The sequence below is a fragment of the Brevibacterium aurantiacum genome (assembly GCF_007558825.1).
Lineage (GTDB): Bacteria > Actinomycetota > Actinomycetes > Actinomycetales > Brevibacteriaceae > Brevibacterium > Brevibacterium aurantiacum_A.
This window is the reverse complement of sequence record NZ_VLTK01000009.1, coordinates 156,317-181,033: the sequence shown is the minus strand read 5'-3', so window position 1 is coordinate 181,033 and position 24,717 is coordinate 156,317. Positions and strand designations below refer to the sequence as shown.

Here is a 24,717-nt window from a genome sequence, read left to right as displayed (position 1 = left end):
CCCTTCCCGGGCAGGTCCGAACGTTCACAGACTTCAACCTCCGAACCTGCAGATCTATTTCTCAATCAGCTCAGGGCGAAGTTCCACCGTGAAGCAGCCGACAATTCACAGCTTGCGCAGTTGGACCTTGCGGATCGTGTGGTCATCCGACTTGTGCAGCACGAGGTCGGCACGACCCCGGCTGGGCTGGACGTTCTCACGCAGATTGGGGAAGTTGATCGAATCCCAGATCTCCGTGGCCAGGGTGATCGCCTCGTCGTCGTCGAGCTGCGAGTAGCGGTGGAAGTAGGAGTCCGTGTCCTGGAAGGCACCGTGCTTGAGCTTGAGGAACCGGGAGATGTACCACTGTCGGATGTCGCGGGAACGGGCATCGACATAGACGGAGAAGTCGAAGTAGTCGCTGATCGACAGACCCAGGGTCCCGTCGCTGCGGGGCCGGGCGGGCTGGAGGACGTTGAGGCCTTCGACGATGAGGACATCGGGGGAGCGGACAACCACCTCGGCGCCGGGGACGATGTCGTAGGTGTGGTGCGAGTACACGGGGGCACGCACTTCGGGGGAGCCGGACTTCACAGCGGAGATGAACCGCAGCAGTCTGCGCCGGTCATAGGACTCGGGGAAGCCCTTGCGCCCTGTGAGCCGTCGGCGATCGAGTTCTGCGTTCGAGTAGAGGAATCCGTCGGTGGTGATGAGCTCGACGCGAGGGGTGTCGGGCCAGCGGGCCAGGAGTTCGCGCAGGACACGAGCGGTCGTCGACTTGCCGACGGCGACGGACCCGGCCACGCCGATCACGAAGGGGGTGCGCTTGGCCTCCTGCGGTTCGAGCCCGGTCTCGTGCAAGGGGGAGAAGAACTCCCGCGTCATATCGTGCTTGGCGCGGCGGGCGGAGACGTAGAGGTTGAGCAGCCGCGACAGGGGCAGGTACACCTGAGCCACCTCGTCGAGGTTGATCCGATCACCCAGACCGCGCAGACGTTCGATGTCACGCTGCTTCAGCGGCAGGGGAGTGGCTTGGGCCAGGGTGCCCCAGACGTCGCGGTCGAACTCCCAGAACGGGGACGTCGGTTCGACCTCGGGCTTGCGTCCTGTGTTGAGGCCGGCCAGGCGTCGCGCGCGGTCAAGGATGGGATCGACATGAGACATGAGCACAATTGTGTCATGCGTCATGTCGGCGCTGAACGCCGAGGTGACATTGAGCTCGCCGAGGTGGGTCGATGCAACGTTATTTGACTCGACTGCGTAAAATTCCACTCATGTGTGGAATCGTTGGTTATGTATCCAAAGCAGACGTTGACAATGCAGATCACTCGGCGCTCGATGTAGTGCTCAGCGGCCTGAAACGGCTTGAATACCGGGGCTATGACTCCGCGGGAGTCGCCCTTGTCACTCCTGCCGGTGACCTGGAGACCGCGAAGAAGGCGGGCAAGCTCTCGGCGCTGACCGACGAACTCGAAGCCAACCCCCTGCCGAAGGCCCAGACTGGCATCGGACATACCAGGTGGGCCACCCACGGTGGACCGACCGACCTCAACGCCCACCCGCATGTGGCCGACGGTGGAAAGCTGGCGCTGATCCACAACGGCATCATCGAGAACTTCGCTCAGCTCAAGCGCGATCTCACCGCCGACGGTGTGGAATTCCAGTCAGAGACCGACACCGAGGTTGCGGCCGCTCAGCTGGCCAAGAACTTCCAGGAGACCGGTGACCTGACGAAGGCCATGCGTGTGACCGCCACCCAGCTCGAAGGCGCCTTCACGCTGCTGGCCGTCCACGCCGACGCTCCCGGACAGGTCGTCGCCGCACGCCGCAACTCACCCCTGGTCATCGGCCTGGGCGAGGGAGAGAACTTCCTCGGCTCCGACGTTGCCGCTTTCATCGACTACACCCGCACCGCAGTCGAGATCGGTCAAGACCAGGTCGTGACCATCACCCCGGACTCAGTGGTCATCACGGACAACGACGGCAACGAGGTCGACGGTGTGCAGTACGAGGTCGACTGGGACGCCGCTGCTGCGGAAAAGGGCGGATTCCCCTCGTTCATGGACAAGGAGATCCACGACCAGCCGCAGGCCGTCGCGGACACCCTGCTGGGTCGTCTCGACATCGACGGCAAGCTCACCCTCGATGAGATGCACATCGACGAGACGGTGCTCAAGACCATCGACAAGATCGTCGTCATCGCCTGCGGCACCGCGGCCTACGCCGGCCAGGTCGCCAAGTACGCGATCGAACACTGGTGCCGCGTGCCCGTCGAGGTCGAGCTCGCCCACGAGTTCCGCTACCGCGACCCTGTTGTGACGGAGAAGACCCTCGTCGTGGCGATCTCCCAGTCGGGAGAGACCATGGACACGACCATGGCCGTGCGCCACGCACGTCAACAGGGCGCGAAGGTCATCGCCATCTGCAACACCTTCGGCTCGACCATTCCCCGCGAATCCGACGCCGCACTGTACACGCACGCCGGTCCGGAGATCGCGGTTGCTTCGACGAAGGCCTTCCTCTCCCAGGTTGTGGCCTGCTATCTGCTGGGCCTCTACCTGGCGCAGCTGCGCGGCAACAAGTTCCGCGATGAGATCACCACAATCCTCGAAGAGCTGCAGACCATCCCGGAGAAGGTCCAGAGCGTCCTCGACAACGGCAAGCAGCAGGTGCTCGAACTCGCCCGTCGCAACCAGGACGTCGGCTCTGTGCTGTTCCTGGGCCGCCACGTGGGCTTCCCCGTGGCCATGGAGGGTGCGCTCAAGCTCAAGGAGCTCGCCTACATCCACGCCGAGGGCTTCGCCGCCGGTGAGCTCAAGCACGGCCCGATCGCGCTCATCGACGACGGCCAGCTCGTCATCATCGTCGTGCCCAGCAAGCGCGGCCGCGATTCGCTGCACGCCAAGGTCATCTCGAACATCCAGGAAGTCCGGGCCCGCGGCGCGAATACCGTCGTCATCGCCGAGGAAGGGGATGAAGAGGTCCGCGAGTTCGCTTCCGAGGTCATCTACGTTCCCCAGACGACGACGCTCATGGCACCCCTGCTGACGACGGTTCCGCTGCAGATCTTCGCGATGGAACTGGCCACGGCCAAGGGCCTCGACGTGGATCAGCCACGCAACCTGGCCAAGTCCGTGACCGTGGAGTAAGCAGATCACGACAGCCGGATCACGCGTCCCAGCGGGATGCGTGCGAGAAGGGGAGAGATATGGCGATTCTGGGAATCGGAACCGACATCGCAGATGTGCCGCGCTTCGCCGAGCACATCGACCGCGTCCCAGAATTGCTCGATCGCCTGCTCACCCCGGCCGAACAGCTCAAACGCAACGGCAGACGCCGGACGGATGCCTCCTTGGCGGCGAGATTCTCCGCCAAGGAGGCTCTGAAGAAGGCGATCGGATTCCCCGGTTGGCTGCCCTGGCAATCCGCCGAGGTGGTCCCCGCCCGGTCCGGTGCACCCTCATTCCGCCTGCGAGGGCTTGTGCTCGAACACTTCCATCGCATCGGCGCCACGAACATCCACCTCTCCATCACCCATGATGCGAACCTCACCATGACCTTCGTCATCGTCGAAGGCGAAGGGCCATCGCTGAGTCCCAGCGTGGAATGGGATGCGGAGCACTTCGGGTAGGCAGATGGCTTCCGGGCTTCGGCACCACCTCGGCGCGGTCGGGAATAGACTCAGACCATGAGCTCTCCTTCCAACACCGACACTTCCCACACCGACTCTGCAGCCACGCCCACCACCGCCCTCGACTTCCACCTGCCCACCGCCGAGGACGCAGCGGACATCGCGGACGGGTTGGTCACTCTGCGCCGGGCACTGCATGAGAACGCCGAGGTGGGGCTTGATCTGCCCATCACCCAGAAACTCGTCCTCGACGCCATCGAAGGCCTCGACATCGAGGTGACGAAGGGCAACGGACTCACCTCGCTTGTCGTCGTACTCCGCGGTGGTCAGCGCGCCGAGGACTCGACCGGTGTCGTCCCCGCCGTGCTGCTGCGCGGAGACATGGACGGCCTGCCTGTGCCGGAGGCGACAGGCTTCGACTTCGCGGCCACGACCGGGCGGATGCACGCCTGCGGCCACGACCTGCACACGACCGGCTTGGTCGGTGCCCTCAAACTTCTCCACCGTGACCGGGACTCCCTGCCTGGAGACGTCGTCTTCATGTTCCAGCCCGGTGAAGAAGGCTATGACGGGGCCGGGAAGATGATCGACGAGGGTGTCCTCGATGCCGCGGGCCCCAGGGTGAAGGCCGCCTTCGGCATTCACGTCTCCGCAGACCAGGGCCTCGGCGTCGCCTACTGCCGACGCGGCTCGTACATGGCAGCGTTTTCGAAGATGTCCATCACCGTCCGCGGCAAAGGCACCCACGCCTCCCGCCCGGCAACGGGCCGCGATCCCATCCAGGTCGGTGCGATGCTTGTGGGTCAGCTCCAGGAATATGTGACCAGGCGCTTCGACATCTTCGACCCCCTGGTCATCACCGTCGGCCAGTTCAACGGCGGCACCGCCCCGAACGTCATCCCCGACTTCGCGCAGCTCGTCGTCAGCATCCGCACCTTCTCCGACGAGGTCACCACACGAGCCGAGGCCGAATTGCCGCAGCTGGTCACCGAACTGGTCGCCGCCCACGGATTGGAAGTCGAGGTCGACTACGAGCGGGTGCTGCCGCCGACGATCAACAATGACGACGAAGCCGACTTCTTCCTCGAAACCTTCGCCGACCTCTTCGGACCCGACCGCGCCGTCGTCCGACCGAACCCGATTCCCGGCTCCGAGGACTTCTCCCGCGTGCTCGAACAGGTTCCCGGCGCGTACGGCCACTTCGGTGTGGCACTGCCGAACCTGCCCGTCGAGGAACGCGAAGCCAATCACTCGCCCCGAGCCCGTCACAGCGACGAGGGACTGGCCGATCAGGCTCTGTTCCTGGCTCACCTGGCCGGACGCAGACTCACCCGCCTGGCCCAGGAATGAGGAGGCACTGATGTCAGTCTTCGCCTACCCCAGCACCGTCATCGTCGAGGCCGAACGACCCCTCCTCGACGCGGGCGTCGACCTTATGGCCCGCGCTTCTCGCGCCTTGGCCCACTTCTGCGCCGATGTGCTGCGAGAGTCTCGGGGCCAGATCTTCGGCTCCCGTGTGTGCGTGTTCGCAGGTCCTGGCAACAACGCGGGAGACGCGCTCTTCGCCGCCGCGGCACTGGCCCGGCGCGGGGCCCACATCACCGTCGTCACACTCTTCGACCGCACCCACGATCAGGGACTGGCCGCGGCTCGTCGGGCGGGAGCCAGTGTCATCAGCTCCCCGAGTGCGGAAGAGACCACTGACCCGAGCGTCGAGGCAGCTGGCCACTGCAGTGCCGAGGTCAGGGCACAGCTGCGCGCCGACGTGATGCGGGAACTCTCCCGGTCCGATCTCGTCCTCGATGGCATCTTCGGCACCGGCGGCCGACGCGGCCTGCCCGAGCACATCGCCTCGCTCATCCGCGACTGGCGACACTCCGCCGGCGCCAACAGCAACACCAACACTGCCGGTACCCGCACATCCAGGTTCGGCACCGGCACTTACACCACACAGACGCTCATCGCTGTCGACATCCCGTCTGATCTGTCCCCGGCCGACACCGGTTCCGAAGACAGGATCCACGCCGACCACACCGTGACCTTCGGCGGACTCAAAGCCGAGCTGATCGACCCCCGCGTCGCCGCATTCACCGGCACCGTCCACCTTGTCGACATCGGCCTCGAACTTCACGAGAGCCAGGCCACCGCCGAGGTTGTCGACACCGATGATCTCAACGCGGGCTTCCCCCGCCCCGAACCGGATGGCCACAAATACTCTCGCGGAGTCGTCGGCATCCTCGCCGGGTCTGAGGAGTACCCGGGTGCAGGAGTGCTGACCACCACCTCGGCGGTCAACTGCGGGGTCGGCATGGTCCGGTCCCTGGGATCGCAGATGGTCGCCGAATACGTCATCGGCCTCCACGCCGAGGTGGTCACCGCCTCGGGCCGCATGAACGCCGTGGTCATGGGCCCAGGCAACCCGGAGGATGAATACGTCCACGCGTGCGTCGACGCGTTGGCGAACACGAACGTTCCCGTCGTCCTCGACGCTGGGGCGCTGGATATGGTCGGACGCGCAGAATCGGTCAAGGGCACATGGCTGGCCGAGAGGCCCGTGGTCCTGACTCCGCATGCCGGTGAGCTGGCGCGGCTGCTCAGCCGCCTCCTCGGTGAGATCATCACCTCGAGCCGGATCAACGCCGACCCCATCGGCTGGGCGCAGAGAGCCGCACAGTCCAGCGGCTGCATCGTCCTGCTCAAGGGACACCAGACCGTCATCGCCGCCCCGGACGGGTTCTGTGTGCTCCCCGAGGCCGGACCGGCCAGCCTGGCCACCGCGGGGTCCGGGGACGTGCTGGCCGGGATCATCGGTGCTCTGGTCGCGACCTTCCACGCGAAGAATCAGCACGAGCCACCGCTCCCTGAACGCGAACTGGCCCACATCGTCGGTCTCGGGGTGCTGGTGCACAATGCTGCGGGTCGACGGGCCGTGAACGCCGGAGCACTCGGCGATGCCGTCGCCGAGGTGGCTGGGGAGCTCATCCACAGGGGATCTCTGATCGAGTGAGAGGGGCCCTGATCGAGCGAAGTGAGCACATCCCTGATCGGGTCAACAGTTCCCTGTCGGAATGAAAGATGACGGTCCACGGTATTCTTATCCAGTGACATCAACCGATACCTCAGGGGCACTGGTCAGGGCCGAGATAGACGTGGCCGCGCTGCGGGCCAACGCCGCGGCCCTCGCCGAACGGCTCGCCCCCGCCCGACTCAAATGCGTCGTCAAGGCCAACGCCTACGGCCACGGCATCGACATCGTCGCTCCGGCGCTGTTCGCCGCCGGGTGGCGGGACTTCTGCGTGGCCACTGTCAGTGAGGCGCTGCACCTGCGCGAGCTGCTGGGAGACGACGTCGCCATCACAGCATGGCTGTACGGACCGACCACTGACCTCGACGCTGCCGTTACCGCCGGCATTGAGCTGGGCGTGTCCACAGTGGACAGCCTCGATCGACTGCGAGACGCGGCCCGCCGCACGAACTCCACCGCCCGCCTCCACCTCAAGGTCGACACCGGGCTCGGACGCAACGGCCTGGCGCCTGCGGACTGGAAGCGTGCACTCGACAAGCTGCGGGGCCTGGATGCCGGGCCCGAGTCGGATGAGGCCGATGCGAGTGCGGTTGCCCCGGATCTTGAAATCGTGGGCATCATGAGCCACTACGCCGTCGCGGATGAACCCGAACGTGTTGAGACCGCGCAGCAGACGCACGTCTTCGACTCAGCCTACCGGGAGCTCACAGCGGTGCTCGACGAGACCCAGGGCCGCCTCGGCGAATCGGGCGGACTCGAGGTCCACATTGCGAACTCGCCGGCCGCGCTCACACTCTCACCATTGCCGGGCACCTCGGCTCGGGTGGGCCTGTCACTGTACGGTCTGTCCCCGCTCGACGATCAGAATTCGCAGGATCTGGGACTGGTGCCGGTGATGCGACTGGTCTCCCAGGTCGTCAATCTCAAGGACGTCCCCAGCGGTCACGGCGCATCCTATGGGTTCACGTTCACGGCGGCGGCCGACACCCGGTTCGCGCTGGTTCCCGGCGGCTACGGCGACGGGCTCGCTCGCTCGGCATCGAATAGGGCGGAGGTCTCCATCCGCGGCACCCGCTATCCCGTCATCGGTCGGATCGCGATGGATCAGATGATCGTCGAGGTCGGTGCCGGAGAAGTCTCCATCGGCGATGAGGTCGTCATCTTCGGCCCCGACGGTCCCAGCGCGGCCGAATGGGGGACCTGGGCCGATACGATCAACTACGAGATCGTCACCCGCATCAGCGAACGCGTCGACCGCGTGGAAGTGGAGCCGCATCCTGTCGACGGCGGGGGTCTGCGATGAAGCTTCAGCTGACGTCCCTTGACCAGATGAGGACCTTCGCCGAAGCACTGGCCGGGCACCTGCGGGCAGGTGATCTCCTCATCCTCAGCGGCAACCTCGGCGCGGGGAAGACGACATTCACGCAGTCCCTGGGCCGTGCCTTGGGAGTCGCCGGGAGAATCACCTCACCCACCTTCGTCATCGCCCGCGAACACCCTTCGCTGAACGAGGGCCCCGCACTCGTCCACGTCGATGCCTATCGGATCTCTGACGCCGAGGAACTCGGGGACCTCGACCTCGACTCGGAGCTCGACGAGTCGATCACCGTCGTCGAATGGGGTGCGGGGCTCGCCGAACAGCTGAGCAGCGACTACCTCGGACTGACGATCACGCCCATGTTCGACCTCGCAGCGGACGACGGCGGGGTCGAAGGCGACGATGCTGCTGGCGATGACGTCGACGATGCTGATGACCTTGACGAGGACGAACGCCGCCTCGTCGAACTGCACGGCCACGGCAGTTCCTGGGATGCACGGCTCCAGCAGGTGAGAGACTCGCTCCGGTCGCTGGCAGGAGCGATCGAGGTCAGCGAATTCGACGGGTCAGACGGGTCCGCCGACGAGGAGGACAGCCAGTGATCATACTCAGCATCGACACCTCCCAGGCCGCCTCCGTGGCTCTGGTCGACACCGAATCCGGGGCGGTCCTGGCGGCACTGCAAGCCGATGACCAGCGCAGGCACGTCGAGTTCATCGGACCCGCTCTGGCCAAGGTGCTTGCGCATTCGGCCCGGCCGGACCTCGTCGTGACCGGAATCGGTCCGGGACCATTCACCGGGCTGCGCGTGGGCATCGCCGCGGCCATCGCGGTCGGTCAGGCTCGTGGGATCCCGGTCAGGGGCCTTCTGTCCCAGGCCGCGCTCGCCGAGGAGCTGCGCCGAACGAATACTCAGACCAAGGGGCCGGTGCTCATCGCCGCGGACGCACGACGCAAGGAGGTCTATTTCAGCGTCTACGAGAGCTGCGATGCGTCGCTGCGGGCCGGACCCTTCGTCGCGAAGCCGACCGAGGTCGACGGTGTCCTCGCAGCTGAGGGCCAGACGGACATCAGCGGCCGCCTCGGCCGCGGATTTCTCCTCTATCCCGAGGTCCTCGGGCAGTCCAGCTTCCCTGCGATCGTCGACCCACGCGCTGAATACCTCGCCTTCGCCGCAGCCAGCGAGATCACGGCCGGGCGAGAGCTGGCCGAACCGGTTCCCGAATACCTGCGCGAGCCCGACGCCAAGTCGACCCCGGTGCGTGAGAGCACTCTGAAATGAGCCCACTGACATGAATGCCCTGAAATGAGTGTCGGTAGATGAGCACGGGCGCGCCGCACGAACAGGCAGGCATCGACGAACTGCGCTGGTGGGATCTCGACGAGGTCGCGGACCATGATGCCGCGATCTTCGGCCCCACAGCATGGACGCTGACGTACTACTGGGCGGTGAAGGCTCAGGCTGGAACGGCGATGTTCGCGGCACGGACTCCCACCTCGGCGCTGGCCGGGTGGATCGTCATGTCAGCCGCTGGCGGTGAAGCGGACGTGATGACCATTGCCACCACCGAGGTTGGACGCGGTCAGGGCATCGCGCGAGAGCTGCTCCGAGCCGGGATCGGCTGGGCCCTGAGCCGAGGAGCCGAAGCCGTGCATCTCGAAGTTGATGAGCACAACGAACCGGCACTGGGCCTCTACCGATCCTTCGGATTCTCCGAATGGGGCAGGCGCCCCGACTACTACCCGGGTGCCGACGCGATCCTCATGCGCTTCCACCCTTAAGTCGGAGTCGCTGAGCGCTCACGGACTCAAGCTGCGTGCAGTCGGCAGGCCGCTCACAGTGGTCGGTCTACGCCCGAGCTTCGGTCGCCAGGCGCACGCCGAGAGCGATCATCACCGCGGCGCTCGTGCGATCGAGCCAGATCTTGACCCGTTCACGGGTGAGGATGCCGCGGGCACGGGTGGCAAGTAGAACGATGGCGGCGTGCCACACCGTGCCGATCGTGAGTGCGATGGCCACGAGCAGCACACCCCAACCGGCGGCCGTCGGGACTGTCGGCAGGAACTGGGGCAGGATGCTGATGTAGAAGACCCCGACCTTCGGATTGAGGAGATTGCTGGTCATGCCGCTGCGGACCGCACTGACAGCGCTCTGTGAGGGAAGATCTTCAGCCTCGGTGGCCGTTGCCCGGTTGCGGGGCAGCGATTTCCAGATCGCGGTGCATCCGAGCCAGACCAGATAGCAGGCTCCGGCGATCCGCACCACGTCGTAGGCGAGGGTGGACGCCGCCAGCAGGGCTGTGAGGCCGATGAGGCTGGCAATCGCCCAGACGGCGTGACCCATTTCGACTCCGATGACGGCTGCGAAACCGGAGCGCCTGCCGTGAAGCAGCGTTGACCGGAGGACGATCATGAGATCGATCCCGGGTGTGGCAGCTCCGATCACGGCCACAAGGGCCCATGCCAACAACTGGTGTGAATCCATGTCTGTCTCTCGAACTGTTCGTCGTTGCAGCGGGGATGCGGATTCAGCTTACATCCTCCGGTTTTGCCGTCAGGAGCGGCCGAGCACAGCTCAGAAGACAGATGAAGCAGCGGGACGGCCGGCAGCAGTGGGACCGGCAGCAGTCGGACCGGCAGCGGCAGGACGGTCGGCAGTGGGACGCTCGGACAGAGACGTCAGCTCCGAAAGAAGTTCGCCATTGAGTTCGAACGCGGTCATCGTCTCATCGATGACGATCTGCTCGTTCCCACCGGTGCCTGCGATGTCGTTGAGGCGCAGACGGTAGGAGTCCTTGTACGGTTTCGTCTTGCCGAGTTCGGTGAAGTCCCAGATCGTCAGCGCGTCGGCAGGAATGTCGTAATGCCTGCCCATGAGCGCTCCGATGGCCTGCCCGCCGGAGAGATCGCCGAGGTAGCGCGTGTAGTGGTGCGCGATGACCTGCTCAGGCTTGTCAATGTGGCCGAGATGGCGTGCATATGCTTCGGCGCCCCCGGTGATGGGCAGGTCTGAGTCGTTGAGCGTGAACTCCGCCGAGCCGATGAGTTCCTGCAGGTCCCGAACGATGCGCTCACCTCGGAACAGATTCACATCGTGAAAGGGTGCGAAGATCGGGTCCTCGGCGAACTCCCTGGACTTCGCCTCGAGGGCTGCGTAGATGACCGTGTACTGCTTGAGCAGGAGAGCGTAAGCGCGTGCGTCGAGCCTGCCCTCCATGAGATCGACCATGAAATTCGTGTGCTCGACCTCGTCGTGGATCGTGGCTGTACTGGCCTTGAGGCGAGCTGAGAATAGTTCAGTCATGATGTTTCCTCATTGAGAGATCGATGATCCGGAAGTGTCTCGATGGTCAGGGCGTCTGCAGTGCTTGTTTTCATCGTAGTCGAGCCTGCCCTAAGCTGCGCCCAATACCGCCGCCGACCAGTGCCGAGGGTAGGCTGGAGCCATGGAAAGAGTGCAACTTGCTGACACGAATCTGATGGTCCACCCCCTGCATCTGGGAGGCAATCCCTTCGGCTGGGGTGCTGATAGGGATCAGAGCTTCGCAGTCCTCGACGCCTACGCCGAGGCGGGCGGAAACTTCATCGATACAGCGGATGCCTACTCCGTGTGGGTCGACGGCAACTCCGGCGGTGAGTCGGAGACCATCATCGGCGAATGGATGGCCTCGCGTGGCAACCGCGATGACATGGTCATCGCCACCAAGGTCGGAATGCATCCGAAGCACAAGGGGCTCGACCCAGCCAATATCCGCAAATGCATCGACTCCTCCCTGCGTCGTCTCGGCACGGACCACGTCGACGTCTACTACGCCCACGTCGACGATGAGAGCGTCGATCAGGTGGCGGTGGCGGAGACCTTCGACGCACTGGTGCGCTCCGGGAAGGTCAGCTACCTCGGCGCCTCGAATTTCACCTTGGATCGCCTGCAGTCGGCCATGAAGATCAGCGCGAAGTACTCACTGGCGTGCTATCGCGTCGTCCAGGACCGGTACAACCTCGTGGCTCGCAGTGCGGTGGATGCACAGAAGCAGGCCTACCTGCGGTCCAACGGCATCGCCGAACTGCCCTTCCACTCCTTGGCCTCGGGTTTCCTCACGGGAAAGCACACCGGCGGAGACGCCACCGGAAGCGTGCGCGGTGAACGCGTCGCCGACTTCCTCGAGAACCAAGAGGCACTTCGCGCCCTCGAAATCCTCGACGACGTGGCCTCGGCGCACAACGCAACCATGACCGCAACCACACTGGCCTGGCAGCTGTCACACGATTTCATTCCCTCCACCATCGCCTCGGCGCGGGTGCCCGAGCAGCTGAGCGAACTGCTCGCGGGAACCGAGCTGCAGCTGGCCGAGGACGAGATCACGGCCCTCAACGAAGCATGGGTGGAAGCATGACGAGCACGAGTCCACGCCTTGTGCAATGGGAAAACGGCACCGATCTTGTCATCGAGCTGCCGCTGGCAGTCGACATTGCGACCGTCTGGTCCAAGCTCGTCGACAGCGAAACCGCCAGGTCCTGGTTCGCGTCCTTCACTGTCGATGAAGCCGCAGCCAGCACGGACAGAGATGACTCTGAGAACAGTGACGCAGAAGATCCCAATCCTGCGATCACCTTCGACCTCGGTGAGACCACACTGAACGGTGAGATCCTCAGCTGCGAGGTTGAGGACCATGTCCTCGTCGAGCTCGATGACTTCGGCGTGCTGGGGGTGGCGCTGCTCGCACTCGAACTCACGGACGGGGCTGCGACTCTCCTGATCTTCACCCAATCCGCGCCCGACGTCGAAAGCGCTCGCCTCAAGGCCGCGGACTTCGGACCGATGTGGGACACCCACCTGCGCCTGTTCGCTCGGGTCCTTGGCCTCGACGTCGCCGAGGCCGGTGAGGAAGAGCTGCTTGCGCTCTACGCGGACCTCGAACTCGAGGACAGCGAAACGGACGACAGCGAGGACGGGGCGAACGACATATGAGCGAACCGCTGGTGCTGGGCATCGAATCATCCTGTGACGAAACCGGAGTCGGAATCGTTCGGGGCCGGACGCTGCTGACCAACACGGTCTCCTCCTCGATGGATGAACACGTTCGCTTCGGCGGTGTGGTCCCCGAGGTTGCCTCACGCGCACACGTCCAGGCCATCGGGCCGGCCATCGCCTCGGCCTGCGATCAGGCAGACGTCGCGCTGAGCGACCTCGACGCCATCTCCGTGACCGCTGGCCCCGGCCTCAGCGGTGCGCTGATGGTCGGAGTCGGTGCCGCCAAGGGTCTCGCCGCGGCACTCAACCTGCCGCTCTACGGGGTCAACCACCTCGCCGCACATGTGGCGGTGGACCTCATCGCCACCGACGTCGACGGCCTGACCACGCCGACCATCGCACTCCTCGTCTCCGGTGGGCACACCGAGATCCTGCGCATCGGAGACGTCGTCGATGACATCGAACTCATCGGCGCCACGATCGACGATGCCGCCGGCGAAGCCTTCGACAAGACCGCACGGCTGCTGGGCCTCAACTACCCGGGTGGGCCGAACATCTCCAAGGCCGCTCTCGGAGCGCTCGACGGCAGCGGAATCCCCGGTGACCGCACCGCTGTGAAGTTCCCCCGCGGACTGGCGAAGAAGCAGGATCTGCGCGATCCCGAACGTCGCTTCAACTTCTCGTTCTCCGGACTCAAGACCGCCGCACTGCGCGAGGTCACGAAGGCCGAAACACTGGGCACGGACCTGCGGGTCGCCGACATCGCAGCAGGATTCGAGGACGCCGTCGTCGACGTCCTCGTGACCAAGACCCTGCTGGCGGCGGCCGACACCGGAATCAGCCACGTCGTCCTCGGCGGGGGAGTCGCCGCGAACTCCCACCTGCGCGCGGTCCTCGGAGCCAGATGCGCCGAGGCTGGGGTGGAGCTGAGGGTGCCGCCGTTGAGTCTGTGCACGGACAACGGAGCCATGGTCGCAGCTCTCGGTGCCGAACTCGTCCGCCGTGGAATCGGACCCAGCGACCTGTCATTTGCCGCAGTCTCTTCATTGGATGTCGATCATGTCCTTGTCTGACCCCAACGCCGGCGACCAGAACGCCTACACTCACGAACGCAGCGGTGCCTCACGCGATGAGACCGCATACGGTCCGAACTCGAAGGATCTGCCGGACTACCTGCCGCCTCGGCGATCAGGCGATGGGTGGACTCTCGGCTCGGACGGGCAGAAGCACTGGGGACTCAACGGGGCAGCAGGACTGATGCTGCTTGACCCCGCGCAGGGGATCCTCATGCAGCACCGCGCCCTGTGGTCGGTCGAGGGAGGAACCTGGGGCTTTCCCGGTGGCGCCCGTGACTTGGGCGAATCCGCTCTCGACGCGGCCATCCGGGAGTCCTGGGAAGAAGCAGGTGTCCCCGACAGCGACGCCTCGGGCATCGAAGTCCTCGAGACCCATGTCCTCGATCTCGGAGACTGGTCGTACACCACTGTCATCGCCCGGGCCGTGCGTCATTTCGAACCGGTCATCAGCGATCCTGAGAGCATCGAGCTCGCCTGGGTGCCTATCGACCGGCTCACGGATCTCAAGCTGCACTCAGGTGTCGCTGCGTCCCTGCCGGAATTGCTGGAACTCCTCCGCCCCTACTTGTGAGCACTGCGGCCCACCTGTGGGCATTGCAGCCAGTTGTCCAGCTCCGTTCGGAGCGGAAGCTGGAGTGAATCCTCAGGTATACGAGGTGCGCAGGTCGCTGATCAGACAACGAGTCACCTCTGCGAGTGATTCGCTGTCCTTGAACACGTTCTGCAGCCGCTGATAGGGCACACCGCGGTCGATGATCGAAGTGATGGAGTTCAGTTCGTCGACGCAGCCCAGTCGCTGTGCCACCGGGGCCAGGCGCGTGACCTCATCGGCCAGGCATTCGGTGACCAGGCGTTCATCGGCTTCGGCGTTCTCGATGATGATGGCGTCCATTCCGTAACGGGCGGCACGCCACTTGTTCTCGTCGTGGAACCAGTCCGGCATCGTCGGCAGGGTCTCACCGGCATCGAGGCGAGCGGAGAAGTCGTCGACGAGGCACTGGATGAGGGCCGTGATCGCGGTGATCTCCTCGAGAGTGGGCAGACCGTCGCAGACCCTGACCTCAACAGTTCCCCAGTTCGGGGCGGGACGAATATCCCAGCGGATCTCATTGATGTTGTCGATGATGCCGGTGGTGAGCATGTCGGCCACGTACTTCTCGTAGTCCGACCACGCCTCGAACTGGAACGGCAGTCCCGCGGTCGGCAGCTGCTGGAACATCATCGCCCGATTCGAAGCGTAGCCGGTATCGGTCCCTCCCCAGAAGGGTGATGATGCGCTCAGCGCCTGAAGATGGGGGACGTAGGCGAGGAGGGCGTTGACGATCGGCAGCACCTTGTCGCGGGAGTCGATTCCGACGTGGACGTGTACGCCGAAGATGAGCATGTTCCGACCCCACCACTGGGTGCGGTCGACGAGCTCGAGGTAGCGATCCTTGGCGCGAACCTCCTGGGACTGCCACTGGGCGAACGGGTGCGTGCCAGCGGACATGAGTTCGATCCCACGGTCCTCAGTGAGCGTGCGCAGAGCACCCATGGACGCGGCCAGATCCTCGGCGATTCCGGACACCTGTTTGTGGACGCCGGTGACGAGTTCGATCGTGTTCGTGAGCATCTCGCCCACGATCCGCTTCTCGAACTCGGGTGCACGCTGCGCGACATCGGCAAGGAGAACCTCCGCGGCGGAAGTCAGATCAAGGCTGTCCTTGTCCAACAGAGCCAGTTCCCATTCGACTCCAATGGTGGAGCGGGGTGAGCGTGCGAAATCGACCATGGACCGATCATAGTATTCCGCGCCGGGTTTTCTGGCTTCTGACCGCTTATCGGCCGTCACATTCAGGCTGCATGCTCACTCTCATCAGACAGTCGTGCACCGGATTGCGAATCGAAGAGGTGGAGGCGCGAGCGCTCCGGGACGACTCTGACCCTGTCACCTCTGGCCACGCGCGTGCGCCCGCTGACCCTGGCGACGATCGGATTGTCATCGCTGCCGGTCGTCGCCCGACCATGCACGTAGGCATCGGCGCCGAGCTCTTCGATCAGATCCACACTGACTTCCAGGCCGCCGGTCGGCTCGAGGCGGAAGTCCTCCGGTCGAATTCCGGCCGTCACCCGATCAGCCGTGAGCTCCGTCAGCTGCATGCGGCTCAACCGGATCTCGGACTCGCCGAGGTGCAGTGCCCCGTCCTGGAGCGGAAGGTCGATGAGGTTCATCGCCGGAGAGCCCATGAAGCCCGCGACGAAGAGGTTGGCGGGGCGGTCGTAGAGGGCTCTCGGAGTGTCCACCTGCTGCAGCCGTCCGTCAGCGAGCACCGCGACGCGATCGCCCATGGTCATCGCCTCGACCTGGTCGTGGGTGACGTAGACCGTGGTGACGCCGAGGCGGCGGGTGAGCGAGGCGATCTGTGCACGTGTCTGGACCCGCAGTTTGGCATCGAGGTTGGACAGAGGTTCGTCCATGAGGAACACCTGCGGAGAGCGCACGATGGCGCGTCCCATGGCCACGCGCTGCCGCTGCCCGCCGGAGAGAGCCTTCGGCTTCCGATCGAGGTAGGGCTCGAGGTCGAGCAGCTGGGCGGCCTCACGGACGCGCTCATTGCGTTCAGCCTTGCCCACACCGGCGATCTTGAGAGCGAAGGCCATGTTCTCTCCGACGCTCATATGTGGGTAGAGCGCATAGTTCTGGAACACCATCGCGATGTCGCGTTCGCGGGGAGAGACCCCGGTGACATCGTCCTCACCGATTCTGATGTGCCCGCCGTCGACAGGTTCGAGGCCTGCGAGCATGCGCAGAGTCGTGGATTTTCCGCAGCCTGAGGGACCGACGAGGACGAGGAACTCGCCATCGGCGATATCGAGGCTGATCTCGTTGACCGATGGAGTCAGCGCCTCTGGGTACTGGCGCATTGCCTTATCGAACGTGACTGTTGCCATGGTGAATCTCAACCTTCCACGGGTGCGTGGGCACCCGACGATCCGCGGTGATCATTGTCTGAGTTCTCGGCGGCGGGCGTGGTGCCGCCGGTGATTGTGGTGCCAGCAGTGTCGCCGTTGACGCCGGCATCGGCAGCTTCGCCGGCATCGGCAGTGACGCTGGTGTGGGCGTAAGAGCGGTACTGCTCGCGTACACGTGATGGTCTCGGGTGCAGAGTCGCGACGAGCTCGACCTGCCACCTCGGCGAGGTTCCGGTCAGTGTCCAGGCCGCTTGACGGGCGGCCCCGATGGCCACGTACTCGGCCTGTTCGGGGACGTCGATGGGGACGGTGAAGATGTCTCTGGCCACCTCTCGCACTGCTGGGTTGCGGGCTGCCCCGCCGATGAGGAGCAGCCGTTCGACGCTCAGACCCTGTCGCAGCACCGCCTCGAGTCCGTCGGCCAGTCCGCACAGCATGCCCTCGACGAATGCCCGAGCGACGTTCTCCGGGGACGAATTCGCCAAGGTCATCCCCTCCAGACGGGCTGTCGCATCCGGAAGATTGGGGGTACGCTCACCCTCGAAATAGGGGACGAGGGTGAGACCGTTAGCCCCAGGTGTCGAGGCCAGTGCCAGCGCAGCCACGTCGGTATGACTGGCGCGCAGCAGCACTGCCGCGGAATCGAGGACGCGGGCGGCGTTGAGCGTGGCGACGAGCGGAAGGCGCCCACCGTCGGCCGAGGCGAATCCGGCGACCATCCCCGAAGGATCGTTGATCTTCAGACGAGTCGGACTGAAGACCGTCCCCGAGGTGCCGATCGAGATGACGACGTCGCCCGGGCCGGCTCCGAGTCCGAGCGCAGCCGCCGCATTGTCCCCGGCACCGGGGCCGACGAGGATGCCTTCGGGTGTGTGACCGGCGCTCTCGTGGGGCCCGAGGACACGAGGCAGGACGACGGGAGCGGTGTGGGGTGCGCTGTCGGGGTCCCAGGGAGCATCGGGGCCGGCAGCCTCCCGTGCTGAGGCACCGAATGCTGTGTTGAAGAGTTCAAGGTCATATTGGCCGGTGACCGCGGAGAAGTACGCGGTTCCGCTGGCATCGGAGGCATCGGTGACGAGCGCCTCGAGGTCAGAGCCCCGTGGGGCGGACGAGCCGTTTGACCCGTAGCCCAACAGCCGCCAGGTCAGCCAGTCATGAGGCAGAGCCACGGCTGCCACGCGGGAGGCATTGTCGGGTTCATGATCGCGCAGCCACCGCAGCTTGGCCCCGGTGAAGGACGCGACAGGAACGATGCCGGCCCGGTCGACGAACTCGTCTGCCCCGATCTCGGCGATGAGTGCCCGCGCTGCCGCGTCGCTGCGCAGATCGTTCCACAGCAGAGCGTCGCGGATGACCTCCCCGTGACTGTCGAGAGTGATGAGGCCGTGCTGCTGTCCGCTGATGCTGACGGCGGCGACATCAGCGAACCCACCTGCGTCAGAGATCGCCTCCTGCAGGGCCGACCACCAGGCTTCGGGATCGACCTCCGTCCCGACCGGGTGCGGGGCCGATCCGCTGCGCAGGATCTCACCTGTGGCGGGATCGACGATGACGACCTTGCAGCTCTGCGTCGAGGAATCAACGCCGGCGACCAGTTCGCGCGGTTCGAGGTCGGCAGCCATCACGGCTCCTCGGTCCGCGCTGCAGCCTGCATCTGTGCCTTCGAGGCGGTCTGCACGGTGTTCTTCGAAACGGCCTGCGGGGCGGCCTGTGCCCCGGGCGTCGGACCGTCGAGGATCTCTCGGGCCAGCGCCTCGTCGACGATGGCGACATCGAGGATTCCGGCGGCGCAGGCGGCACGGACAGCCTCGGCGCGCTGTGCTCCGCGAGCCACACCGACGGTTGTCGCTGCGTTGCGCAGCTGGTCGAGGGTGACGGCGATGACTCGATCGTCGATCGTGTCGACCTCGGCCCCGGCAGCGTCGAAGAGGCGCCCGGAGGCTTCGGCCACCGCACCGTCGGCCAGCCCTGCCGCTCGCTGCTCTGGGCTGCATTTCTCCCAGACCGAGGACTGTTCCTGCGCCCATGCGGCGACCGAGATGACCGCGAGATCGAGATCGTCAGCGGCAGCGAGGGCACTGGAGATCTCAGGCAGGGCACTGAGATCGGCAGCGGTGTCGGCCTCGGTGACCAGGAGTGGAGCCGGCAGTCGAACCATGGTCACGGCGGCATCCTGTCCCAACCGGGCGAAGATCCCGGCGCTGGGCCGATGCGAACCGAGTTGAAGCGCACCGGCGAGCTGGACGATTGTGCAGCGGGGGAGTGCGGGGGCGAATTCTGCGGCTGCGTCGAGTGTGCGTGACCAGGCGAGTCCGATGCGCATCCCCGGGCGGGCATGACGATCGACGTAGGAAAGCGCGGCACGCCCCATTCGCTGTGCGGCGTGGGTCTCGTGTTCGAACTCGACGATGATGGCTGACCTCAGCCCAAGCGTCGTCGCGAGCCGTTCGGCCCTGCCGTCTTCGTGGGCGGCATCGGCTTCGATTGAGATCGTGACGACTCCGCAGTCAACGGCCTCTTGCAGCAGTCGGGCTATCTGGAACCGGCTGAGTCCGTGCGCCTTAGCCAGCTCCACCTTCGAGCTGCCCTGGAGATAGTGCTCTTTGGCCAGCTGAGCCAGGAACCGACGGTGTCTGGCGGTGGGTGTTGTGCTCACGGCTCTCCCTTCCCAACTCACGGAGATCACACTCACAGCGACCAATATGCCGCTCATATGTGATCTATTGCACATCTGTTCAGATTATGACACAGTATTGCACATGTGAGCACGGATGCTCATATGTATTTCGTCAAGCACACCCGATGGCGGGCAGCAATCCCGCAATGACGAGGGAAGGCAATTACGATGAAGCAGAAGGTCACGGGCCGGGCTGTCACAGCGGCGGCCATCGGAGTGGTCGGAGCACTCACACTCGCAGGATGTGGTGGCGCCGGGGGAAGTTCGAGCGGCGGGGGCAACGAAGAAGTCAACGTTCTCATGGTCAACAATCCGCAGATGCAGGACCTGCAGAAGCTCACCGCGGAGCATTTCACCAGTGACACCGGTATCAAGGTCAACTACACGGTGCTGCCGGAGAACGAAGTCCGCGCCAAGATCGGGCAGGAGTTCTCTGCGCAGGCCGGCAACTACGACGTGGCCTCGATGTCGAACTACGAAGTGCCGACCTACGCCAAGAACGGGTGGCTGACCTCGATGGATGAAGGCGTCGTCGATGCCGAGGGATTCAATCAGGACGACATCCTCGCCCCGATGGCCGAATCGATGACCTATGAGGACAAGATCTACGGAGAGCCGTTCTACGGAGAGGGATCCTTCCTGATGTACCGGAAGGACATCTTCGAGAAGGCGGGGGCGACGATGCCGGAGAATCCCACCTGGGAGGAGGTCGCCGATCTGGCAGCCAAGGTCGACGGTGCCGAGAAGGGCACCAAGGGCATCTGCCTGCGCGGCCTTCCCGGATGGGGAGAGATGTTCGCGCCCCTGACCTCCGTGGTCAATACCTTCGGCGGAACCTGGTTCGATGAGAATTGGGAGGCACAGGTCGATTCCAAGGAGTTCAAGGAGGCGACGAACTTCTACGTCGATCTCATCAAGGACCACGGCGAATCGGGAGCACCGCAGGCCGGTTACACCGAGTGCCTGACCAACCTCCAGCAGGGCAATGTCGCGATGTGGTACGACTCGACGGCGGCAACGGGAACCCTCGAAGCCGATGACTCACCAGTCAAGGGAAAGATCGGCTATGTCGCAGCCCCAGTGAAGGAGACGAAGTCGAGTTCGTGGCTCTACACGTGGGCCTGGGGAATCCAGAAGGAAGGCAAGAACCAGGATGCCGCCAAGCAGTTCGTGGCGTGGGCCTCGTCACAGGACTATGAAGAGACCGTCGCCGAAGAACTGGGCTGGCAGCATGTGCCCGCGGGCAAACGCACCTCGACCTATGAGAACCCGGACTACCAGAAGGCCGCGGAGCCGTTCTACAAGCAGACCGAGGACGCCATCAACTCGGCAGATCCGAAGAACCCCGGTGTGCAGCCGCGCCCGACTCTCGGAGTGCAGTTCGTGACCATTCCCGAATTCGCCGACCTGGCCACGGGCATCTCCGAGGACGTCAGTTCGGCGATAGCCGGACGCACCACGGTGGACAAGGCGCTTGAGAAGGGGCAGAAGCAAGCAGAGAAGGTCGGAGACAAGTACAAGAAGTAGAAGACGCACTGGGCGGAGACGTTCGCGTCTCCGCCCAGGCACCCGGTCCCACTGCCACTCATCACCGGAGGTTGTCCATGTCAGCTCCTGCGCAAGATCGCCGCATTCAGGCGGCGCCCGCGCCCACATCGCCCAGACCCGCATCCTCGAGCACTCGAGAGCGGTGGTCGCGGCGAGTCCCCATGCTGCCGGCGCTGATCTTCGTCATCCTCGTCACGCAGATTCCCTTCGCGATCACGATCGTCATCTCGTTCATGAAGTGGAACGCCGCCTATCCCGATGACATCAGCTTCGGCACCCTGCAGAACTACATCACCGTCTTCACGAATGCGGATCTGCTGCGCGCGATGTTCGTCACCATCGGGCTCACCGTCTCGGTCGTGCTGGTCTCGGCGGTGCTGGGTCTGGCCATCGCGCTTCTCCTTGACCGGAAGTTCATCGGCCGCGGATTCGTGCGCACGCTGATGATCACCCCGTTCCTGATCGTGCCCGTGGCAGCGGCGCTGCTGTTCAAGCATGCGATCTTCAACCCGTCCTACGGATTGGTCAACGGACTGCTGACCAGTGTCTTCGGTGAGAACGCCCCGCAGCCGGATCTGATGAGCACCTATCCGCTGTTGGGAATCGGCATCGTCCTCGTCTGGCAGTGGACCCCGTTCATGATGCTCATCATGCTGGCGGGTCTGCAGTCGCGCCCCATGGATGTCTACGAGGCGGCACTGGTCGACGGCGCCGGACCGGGTCAGACCTTCCGATTCATCACATTGCCGCACCTGCGACGCTATATCGAACTCGCGGCGCTGCTCGGCACCATCTACATCGTGCAGAACTTCGACACCGTCTTCACGATGACCTCGGGCGGACTCGGAACCGCGAATCTGCCCTATGTCATCTACCAGGAATTCTTCGTGGCCCAAGACTATGGAGTCGCCTCCGCCGTCGGCGTCATCGTCGTCATCGCCTCACTTGTCATCGCGACCTTCGCGCTGCGAACCGCGTCCACTCTGCTCAAGGAGGAGAACTCATGAGCACCCCAGACATCACGGCCTCGCCAGGAGCCAATCGTTCCCGGAAGAAGGCGAGTGCGCAGCGACGCCCGGGTCAGCGCCGAATCGGCAAGGTCCTGCTCGGTCTCTTGGCCTGGTTGGTCGGCCTCCTCTTCGTGTCCCCGCTGCTGTGGATGCTGCTGACCAGCCTGCATGCCGAGACCGATGCCTCGACGAACCCGCCCAGCTTCTTCGCGCCGCTGACGCTGGAGTCCTATTCCAACTTCTTCGGCGGCGGCAGCGGCGTCAGCCCCTGGCCTGCTCTCATCAATTCGGCGGTCGCGGCAATCGTGTCCACCCTCATCGTCTTGGTTCTGTCGACTATGGCCGCGTACTCGCTGGCCATTCGTCGGATCCAACGCTGGTCGGACGTGCTCTTCTTCCTGCTCTCGACCAAGATGCTGCCGATGGTCGCGGGACTGCTGCCCGTCTATCTGGTCGCGCAGGCATTCGGCATCCTCGACACCTGGCTCCTGCTCATCATCATCTACTCGGCAATGAACATGCCCATCGCAGTGTGGATGATGCGGTCATTCCTCGCCGAGGTGCCGATTGAGGTGCTCGAGGCCGCTGAGCTCGACGGTGCCCGGCTCCCCCGTGTCTTCATGCAGATTCTGCTGCCCCTGACCGCTCCGGGCCTGGCAGCCACGGCCCTCATCTGCTTCATCTTCTCGTGGAACGAACTGCTCTTCGCCAATGTCCTGACCTCGACGGCGGCATCGACGGCGCCCGTGTTCCTCACCAGCTTCGTCACCTCGCAGGGACTGTTCCTGTCCCAGGTGTGCGCGGCCTCGCTGATCATTTCGGTGCCCGTGCTCGTCGCCGGCATCGCCGCCCAGGACAAACTCGTCCAGGGCCTGTCGATGGGTGCAGTGAAGTGATGTCGAAGTCCCCGGATTCTGCACACGCTGACCGTGCCCGCTTAGCCGCGGACGTGCTGCCTCTGCACGGATCGAACCTTGACCGGATTGCGGCCCGCGGAGTCACGGTCCCCGACTACGACCGGAGCGCAGTGACTCCGGGCATCGTGCACTTCGGCGTCGGCGGCTTCCATCGGGCCCATATGGCCATGGTCGTCGATGACCTCATGAGCGCGGGGCGAGCCGCGGACTGGGGAATCGTGGGTGCCGGCGTCCTGCCTCACGATGTGCGCATGCGAGACGCACTGGCCGGACAGGATCACCTCTACTCGCTGACACTCAAACACCCAGACGGCACCCGCGAACGACGTGTGATCGGATCGATCATCGACTACCGCTACGGGCCCGACGATCCGCAGGGACTCATCGACCTCCTCGGCGACCCGAGGATCCGCATCGTCTCGCTCACCGTCACCGAGGGCGGGTACAACGTCAACCCGGTGACCGGGGAGTTCATCTCCGAGGAGCCGATGATCGTCGCCGATGTGGCCGCATTGGCCGCGGGGGCGCTGCCGGGCACGGTCTTCGGATATGTGATCGAGGCTCTGCGCCGCCGCCGGGATGCTGGTGTGCCCCCATTCACCGTGCAGTCGTGTGACAACATCTCGGAGAACGGCCATGTGGCGAAGAAGATGTTCGGTGCCTTCGCCCGGCTCGTCGACCCCGAGCTCGCCGACTGGATCGACGTCCATGTGGCCTTCCCGAACGCGATGGTCGATCGCATCACCCCGGCCACCACCGATGACGACCGGGCCGATCTGCGTGATGAAGTCGGGATCGAGGACGCCTGGCCTGTGGTCGCCGAACCCTTCTTCCAGTGGGTGCTCGAGGAGAGGTTCACCTCCGGCAGGCCCCCGTACGAAATGGCCGGTGTCCAGGTCGTCGACGATGTCAGACCCTACGAGCATATGAAGCTGCGTCTGCTCAACTCCGGGCATCAGGGGCTGGCCTACTTCGGTCTCCTCGCCGGCTACACCTATGCCCACGAGGCGATGGAGAACCCGGATATCGCGGTCTACCTGCGCAGATACATGGATGAGGAGGGCACTCCGAGCCTTGAACCGCTGCCGGGCATCGACCTCGACGGGTACAAGGACTCTCTCATCGAACGCTTCAGCAATCCCGAGATACGCGACACCTTGGCTCGCCTCGGTGCCGAGTCCTCCGACCGCATTCCCAAATGGCTGGTACCCGTCATCGGTGACAATCTTGCCTCAGGTGCACCGGTCGAAGTCTCGGCCGCGATCTGCGCATCGTGGGCTCGCTACGCCGAAGGCAGCGATGAGCAGGGGGCGGCGTTCACCATCGTCGATCGCTTTGCCGATGAGCTGCAGCAGGTCGCGTCGTCACAGGCCGAGGACATCCTCGCCTTCGTCCGGCAGGAGCAGTTCTTCGGTGCTTTGGCTGACGAGTCCCGCTTCACCGAGCACTACCTGGCGGCTCTGCATTCCCTGCACGAACGAGGTGCTAAGGAGACCGTCCGACGACTCGCCGCCGGAGAGAGGCTCTGAGGCAGCGCCGGCGTCCGAAGCAGCGGTGGCACGCCTGGCCCGCGTTCGACCGTTGGTTCATCTTCGACGATTAGCATGGTGCT

At 64.7% G+C, this 24,717-nt stretch carries 23 protein-coding genes; 16 read left to right on the top strand and 7 right to left on the bottom strand.

Translation table 11 applies throughout. The features are described 5' to 3' along the window. Window positions 1-105 precede the first annotated feature (105 nt). Complete coding sequence (gene coaA, locus FO013_RS15815; RefSeq protein WP_143923554.1) at window positions 106-1,143, bottom strand: type I pantothenate kinase; 1,038 nt, start codon at window positions 1,141-1,143, stop codon at window positions 106-108. A gap of 110 nt (window positions 1,144-1,253) precedes the next feature. On the opposite strand from coaA, the gene glmS reads away from it, so the two are divergent. The 8 genes from glmS (at window position 1,254) to FO013_RS15775 (ending at window position 9,735) form a co-directional block, all read left to right on the top strand. Then, window positions 1,254-3,128, top strand: a complete 1,875-nt coding sequence (gene glmS, locus FO013_RS15810) for a glutamine--fructose-6-phosphate transaminase (isomerizing) (protein ID WP_143923512.1) — start codon at window positions 1,254-1,256, stop codon at window positions 3,126-3,128. Between the two features lie 59 nt (window positions 3,129-3,187). Continuing rightward, window positions 3,188-3,610, top strand: a complete 423-nt coding sequence (locus FO013_RS15805; protein WP_143923511.1) for a holo-ACP synthase — start codon at window positions 3,188-3,190, stop codon at window positions 3,608-3,610. A 57-nt stretch (window positions 3,611-3,667) separates the two neighbouring features. Next, on the top strand, window positions 3,668-4,960 hold the full coding sequence (locus FO013_RS15800) for a M20 metallopeptidase family protein (RefSeq protein ID WP_143923510.1): 1,293 nt from the start codon (window positions 3,668-3,670) through the stop codon (window positions 4,958-4,960). 10 nt (window positions 4,961-4,970) lie between these two features. Next, entirely contained in the window at window positions 4,971-6,617 is a 1,647-nt protein-coding gene (locus FO013_RS15795) for an NAD(P)H-hydrate dehydratase (RefSeq protein ID WP_143923509.1), read from the top strand. A 94-nt stretch (window positions 6,618-6,711) separates the two neighbouring features. Continuing rightward, a complete protein-coding gene (gene alr, locus FO013_RS15790) occupies window positions 6,712-7,938 on the top strand; it encodes an alanine racemase (protein ID WP_143923508.1) in 1,227 nt (408 codons plus the stop codon). Next, window positions 7,935-8,555, top strand: a complete 621-nt coding sequence (tsaE, locus tag FO013_RS15785; protein ID WP_143923507.1) for a tRNA (adenosine(37)-N6)-threonylcarbamoyltransferase complex ATPase subunit type 1 TsaE — start codon at window positions 7,935-7,937, stop codon at window positions 8,553-8,555. The genes alr and tsaE overlap by 4 nt, the downstream gene beginning before the upstream one ends. Next, the gene (gene tsaB, locus FO013_RS15780) at window positions 8,552-9,235 is read left to right on the top strand and encodes a tRNA (adenosine(37)-N6)-threonylcarbamoyltransferase complex dimerization subunit type 1 TsaB (RefSeq protein ID WP_143923506.1); all 684 of its coding nucleotides are present in this window, start codon (window positions 8,552-8,554) and stop codon (window positions 9,233-9,235) included. The genes tsaE and tsaB overlap by 4 nt, the downstream gene beginning before the upstream one ends. A 38-nt stretch (window positions 9,236-9,273) precedes the next feature. Further along, window positions 9,274-9,735: a GNAT family N-acetyltransferase gene (locus FO013_RS15775; protein WP_143923505.1), complete on the top strand. Its 462-nt coding sequence runs from the start codon at window positions 9,274-9,276 to the stop codon at window positions 9,733-9,735. Window positions 9,736-9,802: 67 nt separating this feature from the next. On the opposite strand, the gene FO013_RS15770 is transcribed toward FO013_RS15775, so the two are convergent. Together FO013_RS15770 and FO013_RS15765 are read right to left on the bottom strand one after the other, a co-directional pair. Further along, window positions 9,803-10,438, bottom strand: a complete 636-nt coding sequence (locus FO013_RS15770) for a LysE family translocator (RefSeq protein ID WP_143923504.1) — start codon at window positions 10,436-10,438, stop codon at window positions 9,803-9,805. A gap of 90 nt (window positions 10,439-10,528) precedes the next feature. Then, the gene (locus tag FO013_RS15765) at window positions 10,529-11,257 is read right to left on the bottom strand and encodes a biliverdin-producing heme oxygenase (protein ID WP_143923503.1); all 729 of its coding nucleotides are present in this window, start codon (window positions 11,255-11,257) and stop codon (window positions 10,529-10,531) included. 142 nt (window positions 11,258-11,399) lie between these two features. Here FO013_RS15765 and FO013_RS15760 point away from each other — a divergent pair, with 142 nt between their 5' ends. From FO013_RS15760 to FO013_RS15745, 4 genes are read left to right on the top strand one after another with little or no spacing between them, the layout of a single operon-like run. Next, window positions 11,400-12,347 (top strand): aldo/keto reductase, encoded by a 948-nt coding sequence (locus FO013_RS15760; protein WP_260848189.1) that lies wholly within the window; start codon window positions 11,400-11,402, stop codon window positions 12,345-12,347. Beyond that, the gene (locus FO013_RS15755; RefSeq protein ID WP_143923502.1) at window positions 12,344-12,922 is read left to right on the top strand and encodes an SRPBCC family protein; all 579 of its coding nucleotides are present in this window, start codon (window positions 12,344-12,346) and stop codon (window positions 12,920-12,922) included. Before FO013_RS15760 ends, FO013_RS15755 begins: the two co-directional genes overlap by 4 nt. Beyond that, window positions 12,919-13,998 carry a tRNA (adenosine(37)-N6)-threonylcarbamoyltransferase complex transferase subunit TsaD gene (gene tsaD, locus FO013_RS15750; RefSeq protein ID WP_143923501.1) on the top strand — a complete coding sequence of 360 codons (1,080 nt, stop codon included), beginning with the start codon at window positions 12,919-12,921 and terminating at the stop codon, window positions 13,996-13,998. Before FO013_RS15755 ends, tsaD begins: the two co-directional genes overlap by 4 nt. Continuing rightward, complete coding sequence (locus FO013_RS15745) at window positions 13,985-14,572, top strand: NUDIX domain-containing protein (protein WP_143923500.1); 588 nt, start codon at window positions 13,985-13,987, stop codon at window positions 14,570-14,572. The genes tsaD and FO013_RS15745 overlap by 14 nt, the downstream gene beginning before the upstream one ends. A 72-nt stretch (window positions 14,573-14,644) precedes the next feature. Here FO013_RS15745 and FO013_RS15740 read toward each other — a convergent pair whose 3' ends face one another. The 4 genes from FO013_RS15740 to FO013_RS15725 form a co-directional block, all read right to left on the bottom strand. After that, window positions 14,645-15,772, bottom strand: coding sequence for a glutamate--cysteine ligase (locus FO013_RS15740; protein WP_143923499.1), 1,128 nt, complete (start codon window positions 15,770-15,772; stop codon window positions 14,645-14,647). 62 nt (window positions 15,773-15,834) lie between these two features. Continuing rightward, window positions 15,835-16,932: an ABC transporter ATP-binding protein gene (locus FO013_RS15735; RefSeq protein WP_143923498.1), complete on the bottom strand. Its 1,098-nt coding sequence runs from the start codon at window positions 16,930-16,932 to the stop codon at window positions 15,835-15,837. A gap of 8 nt (window positions 16,933-16,940) precedes the next feature. Next, on the bottom strand, window positions 16,941-18,575 hold the full coding sequence (locus FO013_RS15730) for a xylulokinase (RefSeq protein WP_143923497.1): 1,635 nt from the start codon (window positions 18,573-18,575) through the stop codon (window positions 16,941-16,943). Beyond that, a complete protein-coding gene (locus tag FO013_RS15725; protein ID WP_186293157.1) occupies window positions 18,575-19,609 on the bottom strand; it encodes a sugar-binding transcriptional regulator in 1,035 nt (344 codons plus the stop codon). Before FO013_RS15725 ends, FO013_RS15730 begins: the two co-directional genes overlap by 1 nt. 189 nt (window positions 19,610-19,798) lie before the next feature. Here FO013_RS15725 and FO013_RS15720 point away from each other — a divergent pair, with 189 nt between their 5' ends. The 4 genes from FO013_RS15720 to FO013_RS15705 all read left to right on the top strand — a co-directional run bounded on the left by FO013_RS15720 (window position 19,799) and on the right by FO013_RS15705 (window position 24,634). Continuing rightward, a complete protein-coding gene (locus FO013_RS15720) occupies window positions 19,799-21,157 on the top strand; it encodes an ABC transporter substrate-binding protein (protein ID WP_143923495.1) in 1,359 nt (452 codons plus the stop codon). 182 nt (window positions 21,158-21,339) lie between these two features. Beyond that, window positions 21,340-22,185 (top strand): carbohydrate ABC transporter permease, encoded by an 846-nt coding sequence (locus FO013_RS15715; protein ID WP_395949848.1) that lies wholly within the window; start codon window positions 21,340-21,342, stop codon window positions 22,183-22,185. Continuing rightward, window positions 22,182-23,084, top strand: a complete 903-nt coding sequence (locus FO013_RS15710) for a carbohydrate ABC transporter permease (RefSeq protein WP_186293156.1) — start codon at window positions 22,182-22,184, stop codon at window positions 23,082-23,084. The genes FO013_RS15715 and FO013_RS15710 overlap by 4 nt, the downstream gene beginning before the upstream one ends. Then, window positions 23,084-24,634, top strand: coding sequence for a mannitol dehydrogenase family protein (locus FO013_RS15705; RefSeq protein WP_143923494.1), 1,551 nt, complete (start codon window positions 23,084-23,086; stop codon window positions 24,632-24,634). The genes FO013_RS15710 and FO013_RS15705 overlap by 1 nt, the downstream gene beginning before the upstream one ends. The last annotated feature ends 83 nt before the right edge of the window (window positions 24,635-24,717 follow it).